The sequence below is a fragment of the Pseudomonas sp. RA_35y_Pfl2_P32 genome (assembly GCF_963970735.1).
Lineage (GTDB): Bacteria > Pseudomonadota > Gammaproteobacteria > Pseudomonadales > Pseudomonadaceae > Aquipseudomonas.
Map to the genome: position 1 here is coordinate 86,948 of NZ_CAXAQF010000016.1, position 11,797 is coordinate 98,744.

Here is an 11,797-nt window from a genome sequence, read left to right on the forward strand (position 1 = left end):
GACAAAAAAGGCAGCGGGATGGCCCTGCTGCCTTGCCTGACAACTCAACCGACGCTACACCTCGTTGGCTTTATCCAGGCGGTCCAACAGCGGCGCATTGACGCCCGGCTCAAGCCCCACCATCAGCTCTGCCGGTGACAGCGAGACACGCTCGCCAGAAAACTCCATGGCCAGTTCCAGTCCATGCCTTGACGCCGCATCGAGCGCTTCGGCGCCGTGAAACAGCAGGCAACGCCCGTCACTGGAATCGATCAACAGCAGATGCCCATCCACCATCGTGATCAACCAATGGTCCGTGATCGCAATTCCCAGCGAGAGTTGATGAATCCCCGACTTCAATTGAGCCAAGTCGACAATCAGGCAGTCCAGACGCATCCAGGCCTCAGGTGAAACATGGCACTCCAGCAGCCCTTGCGCATACCCCAACACCAGGGTGGTAACCCCATCCGGAATCAACGGCAGCAGGTCAACGATTTTGCCACGCCCCTCGATAGTCAACACTTCGCCGTCTCGCAGGGCGGCAGTCACCTTGGCCCAGTAATCGTGCGTGTGTCCCCACCAGTCATTGCTCCTGTTACTGAACAATAAGCCCGGGTGCTGATTGTGCAGCAGCGGATTGGCCCCTTTTTGTAGCCCAAGATACTCAGCTCGGGGAACAAACTCACTCAGGGTGGTAAAAAACCTGCGCCTGATCTGCGTGTCATACCAACTACAGATATCCCCCACCTGCCCTGTCGTCAGAAAGGTCGCATGCGCTAGCCTGGCCAGTAACTTTGCCAGTTTCTGCTTACGTAGCGAGGCGGTGTTGAACTCATCGAAGAACAGTTGCTCTACGCCAGTCACGCGGGCCGGCTGCCCCTCGATCAGTTCGAGTATCACACCATCACGGGTAACACCTCTGAGTCCGCTGCCCTGCGCAGTGACCCCAGCGAACAGCCATTGACGCCACCTGCCTTGCCACACACTGGCTTCATCACGACGCACACGCTGCTTGCCACTGCCGAACAGCCCCCGCATCTGCTCCAGGGTCAACAGCGGCTGGCGATAGAGGCGACCTGAGTCGGGCGCAAACAACCACAGCGCTTGTTTATCGTGGCTCAGACTCACCGCGTGCATCTTGCGCCCCTGTTCAGCCCCGACTAGCAGGATTCGCCCCTCCAGGTACCGGGCAGCCAGCGATGCACCACCCACATCGGACAGGCCGACGATTTCGAAGCCGCTGACACCATGTTGTCCAGCGACCACCGGCAACCCCGCCAACCAATCATCCTGCGCCATCAGCCATTGCTCATTGACTGAGCGCAGGACCACCTGTTCCGCACTGACCTCGAACACCAGGCCGTGATGCGTCTGCGCCAGATACGTGTCGCCCGCAGCCACCACGCTGTCCACGTCACTGAGCAGGGTGTGCAAGACGCCGTTCATGGGCCCCGGCCGCCGCACCCAGCGCGACAGGGTTCTGGCCTGCGCATCAAAGAAAACCAGGCTATCGCCATCCATTTCCCGCGGCGCGAGTAAGGTCGGGGTCACAAGACCGAGCTCAAGATCGCTTACATACCACTCGTCCCAAAGCCGTACCCAGCCGCGAAGGGTTTGTGTTCCGCGGTGAGCCTGCAACGAAAGAAACGCCACCGTCCATTGCGTAATATCCCCGCCCATTTCCAACGAAGAGTCGTCATAGACGCTGTCAGAAGAGTCGAACTGCTTCTCGAAGGCGCTCCAGCCTTGCCAATCGAACCCCTGCGCAATGGTCGCGCTCGCCTCACTCAACGTGTGCGTTATCGCCTTGAGATCAACCTCGTCGGGATACAGCAGGTAATCGAACTGATAGATGACACCGTGCATATCGCTGACCTGCTGCACGACATGAATGGCCTCGCCCACGTCCTGACACGAGAGGATCAATGGCGCCATGCGCGGATTGAACAAACGATAGCGTCGGTTGACCTTGCCGCTGATCGCATCAACCCGCCAGACAGTCGGATAATCCCGATGATAGAAATACACCTGGTCCCCCCTGACCGCAGCCAATTGGATCTGGGCACAGGCCCCGCCTGGCAGATCGCGGGCGTAAAGAATCCGTTCGCGCGATGTTTCGTAGAACCCATTGGTGTAGGTCGGCCACTGCGGATCGCTGAACGGCACCTTGAAGTTGTGCAGCGGTACACAGGGTATGACCAGACGATGTTCACGGTTCAGGTGGGTCAAATACCGCGCCACTTCGCTCGCATCGCTGTTGTCGGGCAACTGTTCCTGCACCAGCTCAAGCTGGCGACTCGACCAATTCACGCGAAACAGCCGGCCTTGCTCCAACTCCAGATCCAGCACGCTGTCGACAGGCGCCTTGACCCTAATACCACCCAGGATCAAGCCCTGCGCGTCAAACAGCACCGAGGCATCGCTGGTCCAAATCGCACGAAGCAGCCACTGCACGGACGCGGGTTCACCGAGGGCAGTTAGTTCAATCGCCACCACGCCCGGGTTGAGCGACAGGGAGTACTGCCCTTGGCTGCCGCCAATGAGATAGGACATTTGCCCTTGGTATTCTTCAGGCATATGCGGCACATACAGAGTGCGGCATTGGTTAGCCAGCAGGATCTCGACGAGTGTCGGTTGGTACTTCGGATACAGGGCGTACATCACGTATTCGAATGGCGTCCAAGGATCGAACCAGAAAGTTCGCGTTCCCTGGCTGTCGTGCTCCAGTTCGCGCAACTCGTCAAATCCAAGATCATGACGATGGGTTGCTCCTGGCATCAGTTGATAGTCGTAACCGTAAGCACACTGGGGCGTGCAGGGCAGGATCAAGGTCTTGATGTCATCGGGCAGCAGTGAGTGCCCCGACAAGCCCCAACGCTGGTTGATATCGATCGCCTGCGAAGTGTCGCCAACCAGATTCGGCAACCCAGGTCCGGAACGCTGCCCTCGCAGCAGCAAGTGACTACCAAGTATCCCTCGCAGTGCTCGCAGGTCCACCAGCCTGAAAACGACCTCAGGGGCAGGTTGGAAAACACCGGACTCCACTGTCCATCCGCCGTCCGCGACCAGCGATTTCATGCGATAGAAATACGCCCCTACCTGCTGGGCTCGATATAGATTGATCAGGTAGTTGTGAGCCAATGCCCCCACTCCATAAGCAATTCCGCCGACCACAACGGCCAAGGGGCCGGCGACACTCGCCAAGGTGCCGCTCCCGGTGGCGACCAGTCCCAGTGCCAGACCGGTGGCGTCGAAACTCAGTTGAACCGCGATGGCGGCCCTGGCCGACGGGTTGTCGGCGGTGACCAGTTCATAGATGTCGAACCCGACATTGACCAGCGCCAGCAGGTTGCCCGCACCCACGCCCAACAGTCGCCCGAAAGTACGCCCCAGCAGCGTCGAGGACGTTGCCGCAATCAGCTTTTCATCAAGCAAGGCGACCTGCACCAACTTGATCAGACCGTAGATATCGGCCACCACGCCATGCAGCACCTGGGAATAAATCACATAGCTGTGCAAACGAACGCCCAACGTCATCGGCGTACCGGCACCTTCTGCCAGGGAACCTTCGGCCTGCCGCAGACTTTGCATGAGCGCCAGAATCGCAAAGCCGCTGTTCATCGTATTGACCGCCCCAGGCTCATGGGGCACACCATCTTTGGGTGTGTTATCCAGCGCCTCGAAGCGCTGGCGTAGCCAGCCCTTGATCTTGATCAGTCGTGGTTCATCAACCGTGACATGCTCAACTTCTTCAGGGCGCTTACTGTTGATCAACGCAACGCTCCATTGGCCTTCCACCGTCGGCTGTACCGTCTCGTACACCGGCACAAATCCAGGCTTGAGGGTGTTATCCGAGATCATTTTTTGCGTCACCGACTCGATGACCCGAGCCCAGCCCAGCCCCTCCAACTCCGCCACGCCACGCCCTAACCGAGCATTTTCCGACAAGGCACGAGCCCGTAGCGCCGCATGATGCTGCCAGGGCTCGACCACGCTCGTGCCGTCAAATCCGTCCAGCAATTGACCGACTCTCCCCTCGGAAGGAAGAGGCAGAGTGGCAATTTTCTGGCCATCGAGCTCAATCAGATTAAAAGTGTCGCTCGTCACATCGACAATCCCGTAGTGCCTGGCCAGCTCACCATCCGCCAGGAACCGCTCAATGCCACGCTGCAAGTCCGCCACCTGATCGAAGCCGTACAGGCCGAAGTTGGGATCGTAAAAATGCCAGGTCGCGCTACCCTGCTCCACAACCTTGGCGATCAGCAGAGAATGGTTGTCGGTGTTAAGCATCATGCTGGCGGAAGCGGTTTTCGTTTCCAGCATCTGGATCGCACTCGCCAGGCTGACTGCACCACGTTTGATAGCGAAATCGGCCATCGGCACACTGCGCAAATCATCCAGGGTTAACAGCAGGCGCTGGGTCGTGGGATCTTCCACGGCGACATTGGCGCTGGCCAACCGGCCAATCAGGGTGCGTAGCGCACCCCTGCCCTGTTCAAGCGCCGCAGCCATCACCAGCGCCAACGGATAACAACGTCGGCCTGGCTCCCCCCCACCGCGCACCAGCAGATCTTGTGGTAACTGCCGGGCCGACGTGGCGTTGGCCTGGAACATCAACTCGCGCACGCTATTGCCACGCTGGAGAATGGCCGAGCGATATTCGACTATGGCCCGCGCCTCGATCTGGGCAATACGCGTACCCCATTGCCGTTCGCTCAAGGGTTCGGCAAAGGCCAGAACCTTGAGAGCCGCAGAACGCTCGGTGAGTGACACTCCACCGGAATGCGCATCAAGCCCGGCGTCGAAGGCTGCCGACCGCTGCTGACGATAAGTCTGCTCAATGTGTTCATAGCGCGCGGCGACCCCTCGATCCTGGGTACTTTCGGCAAAACTGCGGGCCTTGTCCCAGGCATTGGCAAAACCCTTTTCGTCGAGCGCCTGCGCACCGAACAAACTGCCGAGCACTACACGATGCAGCGGACTCAACTGCTCCACAGGCAACTTCCCAACGGCGATTCGGGTCAACGCCTCATTCAGGTTGCCGAGCAGTTCGGCGCCGATCGACGGCGGCAGTTCACTGGCAGGTTGCGCGATGATTTGCTGGCGCTCATCGAAGCCAATGGAAACCGCTTTGTTGAAGAGGACGTCACCACTCAAGCGGTCATTCATGGCCCGGATAAAAGGCTCACCCAGATCATTGAGCAGTGATTGCAACACTGACGTCAGCAACACCGGTTTACCTTCAACCACCGGCCAGCCTCGCTCGAAGGCCAGGGTTTGTTCTTTTAGCAACTCCCCCAGGTTAGCTGCGTAACGCGACTTGAGTTTTGCGGATGTCCACTTTTCCTGCTCTTTGGCCAGCCATTCATCCGGGGTGCCATTGACTGTCCAACCGGAGATCATTTCTTCTTCGGTGAAAACGTTATAGCCCTCGGTCAACTTCAGCCGAGCACGAATGTCCGCCAAATGTTCGAATTGAAGATGCGTTTCAGTGTAATTACTGAGCCCTGTGACAGCGGCACCGGGTCCGGTTAAGTCGATAGTGCCGCGGGCGCCGATACGAATCCCATCTTGGTAATACGTAAGCATCGCAATAGAGAGGGCAGCAGAAGCGTTCAACTGTGATTGTGTGAGCCGCCCTTCAGCCGTCCTTTCGTTGATAAAGTTCTGAATGAGATTGGCCGATTCGCGCATATCCCCCCAAGCGATACCGGCATTGGCAAGTCGGCGCTCTACTTCATGCAGACAGTCATAATTAAATCGGATCGTTTGCATGATGGCCTGGGTCATGCCGCTACCCGGGTGAGCCAGAAAATGCGCGTTCATTTCCCCACGGTCCCGGGCGCCATACGCCGTGCCCATGCGAAAGCCATTCTGCGCTACCGAGCTTTCCTGTGGCGGGACAAATATTTCACGGACACCGGGTTTACCCAGTGCAAACGCAAGCAACGCTTCTTGGTGTTCTGCGGGGATCTTGTCGACACTATCCGCATAACGCTGCCTGTCCCGGCCGGGCATCAAGCTGTCGTCATGATTGAGTAGCAGTTGCAATACACCGATCCGGGCGCTTGTATCGAGACTGCTGATATCGACTCCCCCCAGTTTTTCGGCCAGGGGCGGCAAATAGTCCATGTCGCTGTAACGGCCACCCTCCAGATCCTCGGCCTGCAGACGTACCACATCACTGGCCGCGGCAAAGTTGCCGCGCATGCCGACTTCACGCTGATAGACATCGCGCAGAAAGTGCTCGCTGAACTCTTGACCGGCATCACGCAGCCGCAGATCCGGCCCGACCATGGCCAGGTGAGTGTCCAGGCACTGTTGGCGAAAAGCCTCGAGCACCGTGCGATCCTTGCCATAGGCCCGCACCATCAGGTCGATTCGTGCCTCGTCCGCACGGCCGGCCCATTGCGGCTGCCTGAGATAATCCGACATTTGCCACTTCAACACTCGGGCACGGTCTTCAATCAGTCGCGACAGTGCCTGGGGATTCGTCTCCTTATCGCCACCCGACTCCATTGCATGCGCCCTGGCGCTGTCGAGAATCACCCGGTTCATCTCAAATGCCAGCAGGGCATCGCGGTCGTACCAGAGATTGAACGTGTAACCTTGCGGGGCCAGCACTTTCCGCCAGATATTCATATAGTCACGCTGGATGTTGCCGACCTCACTGCCGCCAACCCAGACGAAGTGCATGATTTTTGGCACCGACTCTGCCACCGCAGATAGCATGGTGGTCGTAGCGCCCAGCTTGGATGTGTACCGATCGAGCCCGAGCAAGATCTGCTCGGCGATATCGGAAGGGGCGGTTGCACGCTTATGAAACAATGAGTCAAATGAATGCTGGAGAAGTTTGACAGACACTAATTTATCAGCGACTTCGGCAGCCTCATTGGCCGCTAGATAATAACGATCAAGCGCCTCGTAATCAGGCTCACCGGAGAACTCGCTCAACTCCTCTTTTAGTTGCGCATAGGCTTCGGGCGACAGAAATTCACCGCTCCGTTTTTCGGCATTTAATATTGAGTCATCCATGACTTTTTCTTCCTGGAAATTTTAGTCAACCGGTTATTCGGGCACACACAGATCCACTACAATTAGCGAAACTTCATATTACATTCAGAACGATTGGCGCCGATCAAGGCGCGCCTTCATTAGTGCAGTACTTAATATAACTTCACATCAACAACGCCCTTTGCGCGTTGTCCCGCCCCTTCGGGGGACGCTCAGCAAATCTAACGAATAGCCCCAAGACACACAATTTGCATTCAATTCAAGTCGTGTGCTGCGGCCAGCTCGCCAACTCAACAACAGACCGAGAGAACACTTACATCTTTGATTTATTCAACCCTATACGGCCACTGTTATCCGCCCCCATACAAACCTCGCTAATCCGTTAACAGGGGTAAAACAATAACGCCCCTAGAAAGGGGCGTTATTATTCATGTGACAGGTTTTTCACCATACCAGCGTGGTGTATAGACCCACTCACCGCCGTCGCTACGTGGAAAAGTGCAAGTAGTGGACGAACCGATCAGCACCATGGTGCGCATGTCGACTTGATCGGGGGTCAACTCACCGAGGGTGGTGGTGCGCAAGGTCTGGCCGGGGCGGCCGATATCCCGGCCCAAGACCACGGGCGTCTGAGGCGCACGATGCTGGGCGACAATCTCCAGTGCTCGCCCTAACTGCCAGGGGCGCGAGCGGGAAATCGGGTTGTAGAACGCCAGCGCCAGATCTGCTTCGGCGGCCAGGTCCAGGCGCTTCTCGATGATCGACCAGGGCTTCAGGTTGTCCGAGAGCGACATCACGCAGAAGTCATGCCCCAGCGGCGCTCCGGCCTGGGCGGCGGTGGCCAGCGAGGCAGAGACACCGGGCAGGATCTGCAGATCGACGTTATGCCAGGCCGCATCATCCGATTCGTGCAGCGCCTCAAGCACCGCCGCCGCCATGGCGAACACCCCCGGATCACCGGACGACACCACGATCACCGAGCGGCCCTGGGCGGCCAGTTCAAAGGCATGCCGGGCCCGCTGCATCTCTTCGCGGTTATCGGTGCAGTGCTGCACCTGGTCCTCACGAAACGGTCCGGCCATGCGCACGTAGGTTTCATAGCCGAGCACATCGGTGGCCCGCGCCAGTTCGGCCTTCACCGCCGGCACCATCAATTCGGCGGCGCCCGGGCCGAGGCCGATCACGGCCAGACGCCCACGAGGACGGCCGATAAGGTTCACCTGCAGCGGCTGTTCGGCCACGGCAATCACCAGCTCATGCGCCGTAGCGATCAACCGTGCCCCAGGCACCGCGTTGCGCGCCAGGGTGCCCACCTCACTGGCCGAGGCAACAAACCGCAGCGGTACCGCCAGCGTCAGCGCGGCCTCACGCAATGCCGGGCAGGCCATGTGCTCCTCAGGCGCCACCAGGCAGGCCAGGGCTTGCCCCGCGACTTTCGCCGCCTGCAAGGCCTGGGCAATCCTCTGCGGCAGATCCTCCCCGGCGCTCGCCACGATCACGGCGACGCTGCGTGGATAGATCAGCAACTCGTTGGCCGCCGCCACACGTTCGGCGCTGCCGACATGGATCGAGTGTTGAGCCTGGGGATCTTCCGCCAGTTGGGCCTGCGCCAGCCAGGGCGCGGCACCTTCGACGCGCACGGAGTGGCCGGCCAGCAGATCGGAGACAAACCGTTTACCCGCCTCCAGATCGCCCAGGGCATAACCGCTGGGCGGGTTGAGCAGGCAAGTGCCGAAGCGCAGCTCACCGCTGGTGGTGATCGCTGGCGCCACGTCGAAGGCCGCGGCAATCTCCCGGGCCATGCCATTCACCCCGCCGAGGCCGCCGAGCAGCGGCACCACTGCGCTGCCGTCTTCGGCCACCGCCAGCACCGGCGGCTCGGCCCCCTTCTCCAGCAGCAACGGTGCCAGGGTGCGGATCACGATACCGGCCGCACACAGGGCAATGATTGGGGTGTCCTGTTGATAGAGTTCGCGCAGGGTCGCACCGAACTCCTGATACACCTGGTCTGCGCCTTCGACCCGCCCACTGAGACCGTGGATCAAGGCCGCGGGGTACACCTGCTGCAGGCGACGCGCAGTGGCCAGGCTACCCTGGCCGAGAATGACGATGGCTGGCGTGGAATGGCTCATCAGCCTTGCCACCTGACACCAGGGACGATGATCAGCGAGAAGTAGGGCGACGACATCGGTTCGACCTGATCCAACGGCACAATCTTCTGATTGGCCATGGTCGCCCGCTCGACATACAGCGCTCGCTCGGCCAGCCCCAGTTCCTCCAGCACTTGCCGCACTTTCGGGAAGTTGCGCCCCAGCTTCATGATCACCGCCGCGTCGGCATCGCCCAGGCGGCGCTTGAGGTCTTCGTGGGGCAGCACACCGGACAGCACCGACAGGCTCTGGTTGCGATACACCAGCGGCGCGCCGAGTACCGAAGCCCCACCGAGCATCGAGCACACCCCCGGCACCACTTCGGCTTCATAGCGAGTGGCCAGACGGTCGTGCAGGTACATGTAGGAGCCGTAGAAGAACGGGTCGCCTTCGCAGATCACCGCCACGTCGCGGCCGGCGTCCAGGTGTGCGGCCACGGCTTGGGCAGCGCCGTCGTAGAAGTCGCTGATGATTTCTTCGTAGGACAGCGGCGCCGGCAACGCTTCGGTGGTCACCGGGTACACCAGCGGCAGCAGGTTCTGCGCGCCTTGCAGGTGGGCTTCGATGATGCCGAAGGCATTGCCTTTCTTGCCCTTGGCCACGAAGTACGCCACCACGGGCGATTCGCGCAGCAGGCGCAGGGCCTTGACGGTAATCAGTTCCGGGTCACCGGGGCCCACGCCCAGGCCGATCAAGCGTCCAGGTTGCTGCATCATTCAATCTCCGTGGCGAGGGCATTGACCGCTGCGGCGGCCATGGCGCTACCGCCCAGCCGGCCTTGCATGATCACGAACGGCACGCCACGGCTGTCCGCCGCGAGCATGGCCTTGGATTCGGCGGCCCCGACAAACCCCACCGGGAAGCCGAGAATCAGCGCGGGCTTGGGTGCGCCGGCGTCGAGCATTTCCAACAGGTAGAACAACGCGGTCGGGGCGTTGCCGATCACCACCACGCTGCCTTCCAGGTGCGGACGCCACAACTCCAGCGCCGCAGCGGAACGGGTGTTGCCCAGCTCGCGCGCCAACTCGGCCACGCTGTCGTCACGCAGGGTGCAGATCACTTCGTTGTTGGCCGGCAAGCGGGCACGGGTCACGCCCTCGGAAACCATGCGCGCGTCACACAAAATCGGCGCACCGGCTGCCAGCGCATCACGCCCGGCCTTGCCGGCCCCAGCGGAAAACTGCAGGCCATCGATAGCCTCGACCATGCCGCAGGCGTGGATCACCCGCACCGCGAGTTTTTCCAGATCGGCCGGGATACGGTCCAGGTTCGCCTCGGCGCGAATGATCGCGAAGGAGTTGCGATAGATCTCCTGACCGTCGCGGATGTAATCAAGCATCAAGGGGGCTCCGTGGGCGGGCATCAAGCAGTGCGCCCGCCGCTTCAATAGTGAGGTTGCGTGCTTGCAGGGCGCCGAAACCGGCCTGCCCCGCATCGCGAAAATAGAGATCGTAGTGACCGGGGCTGACCGCCAGCAAGGTGACGGGCGCCGTATGGGCGGCGGCGCAGGAACGCGGGCAGCCCGATAAGTGCACCTGCAGTGGCGTGCTGGCTGATGGGCGCAGCGCAGCCAGGCGCTGGCCGTCGCGCTTGGTGTCGGCCAGGCCCTTGGCGCAGCCGGCCGAACCGGTGCAGGCCAGCACATGGGCCAGGGCCTGGTCGGCGCTCAGCAGGAAACCCAGCGCTTGCAGCTGTTGAGTGAGAGCTGGGGCGTCCCGCTCGCGAATGTTGGGCAGCAACAGACTCTGCCACGGCGTCAGGCGCAAGCTGGCATCACCGTACTGCTCGCACAGCAGCGCCGCGCCCTGGAGCATTGATGAGGTCAGCCGTCCCAACGGCGGTACGGCCCCCACATGGACCCGGCCCGGCTGGCGCTGTGGATAAGTTCCCAGGTGCCGCCCCGACGGTGCCGGGGGGCGCTGCCAGGAATCGAGTCGCTGCAGGGGCACCCGCTCACCGAGCAGCGCCAGCAGCGAGCTCAAGGAACGTTCGGCCAGCAAGTGGCGCATGCGGGTCTGTTCCGGCCGCGCCAGTTCGAGAAACAGCTCCAGCACCGCCACCACCAGGCCGTGACCGTCGTCGAGCCGCACCGCACCGGCGGCGGTGTCCGTCGGGCAACCGGCCAGGCCGAAGGCCAACCAGGTCTGCCCTTCCCGCTCGAACGCACTCAACCACAGGTCATGGGGGTGCTCGAGCATGGCCAGCGCCTCCCCGCCATCCAACTGCACGGCGAACTTGGCGGACAGGTCATGCAGGCCCGGGCTGCTCTCCAGGGTGGCGAGGATCTGCGCCGCCAGCGCCCGGGTGTCCAGCACCATGGCGCGGTCGATGCCGGCGGCCGGACTGAGCATCAGGTTGCGCACATCGTCACCCGCCGCCGAGCGCGGACCGAGTCCGGCCGCCAGCAGGCTGTCGATCAGCCGTCGGTGTTCGCCGGTAATGCCGCGGATCTGCAGGTTGGCACGGTTGGTTGCCTCGATCACCCCGCCAGCAAATTCCTCGGCAGCCGTGGCCACCGCCAGGGCCTGGGCAGCGCTGATCGAGCCGCCGCTCAACTTGATCCGGCAGATCCCGCCGTCCAGCGCCTGGACGATACGCAACAACCCCGGACAGGCCGAGGGGCGTAAGGCAGGATGCAACTGACGTTCGTTCAA

At 61.1% G+C, this 11,797-nt stretch carries 5 protein-coding genes; all 5 read right to left on the reverse strand.

The window, feature by feature from the left end; all coding sequences use genetic code 11:
* Positions 1-54: 54 nt before the first annotated feature.
* The gene (locus AACY45_RS17370; protein WP_339546596.1) at positions 55-7,014 is read right to left on the reverse strand and encodes a TcdA/TcdB pore-forming domain-containing protein; all 6,960 of its coding nucleotides are present in this window, start codon (positions 7,012-7,014) and stop codon (positions 55-57) included.
* 407 nt (positions 7,015-7,421) lie between these two features.
* The gene (cobJ, locus tag AACY45_RS17375) at positions 7,422-9,125 is read right to left on the reverse strand and encodes a precorrin-3B C(17)-methyltransferase (protein WP_339546597.1); all 1,704 of its coding nucleotides are present in this window, start codon (positions 9,123-9,125) and stop codon (positions 7,422-7,424) included.
* Positions 9,125-9,856, reverse strand: a complete 732-nt coding sequence (locus tag AACY45_RS17380) for a precorrin-2 C(20)-methyltransferase (RefSeq protein ID WP_339546656.1) — start codon at positions 9,854-9,856, stop codon at positions 9,125-9,127. The genes cobJ and AACY45_RS17380 overlap by 1 nt, the downstream gene beginning before the upstream one ends.
* The gene (locus AACY45_RS17385) at positions 9,856-10,482 is read right to left on the reverse strand and encodes a precorrin-8X methylmutase (RefSeq protein WP_166589898.1); all 627 of its coding nucleotides are present in this window, start codon (positions 10,480-10,482) and stop codon (positions 9,856-9,858) included. Before AACY45_RS17385 ends, AACY45_RS17380 begins: the two co-directional genes overlap by 1 nt.
* The gene (gene cobG, locus AACY45_RS17390; RefSeq protein WP_339546598.1) at positions 10,475-11,782 is read right to left on the reverse strand and encodes a precorrin-3B synthase; all 1,308 of its coding nucleotides are present in this window, start codon (positions 11,780-11,782) and stop codon (positions 10,475-10,477) included. Before cobG ends, AACY45_RS17385 begins: the two co-directional genes overlap by 8 nt.
* Positions 11,783-11,797: the final 15 nt, after the last annotated feature.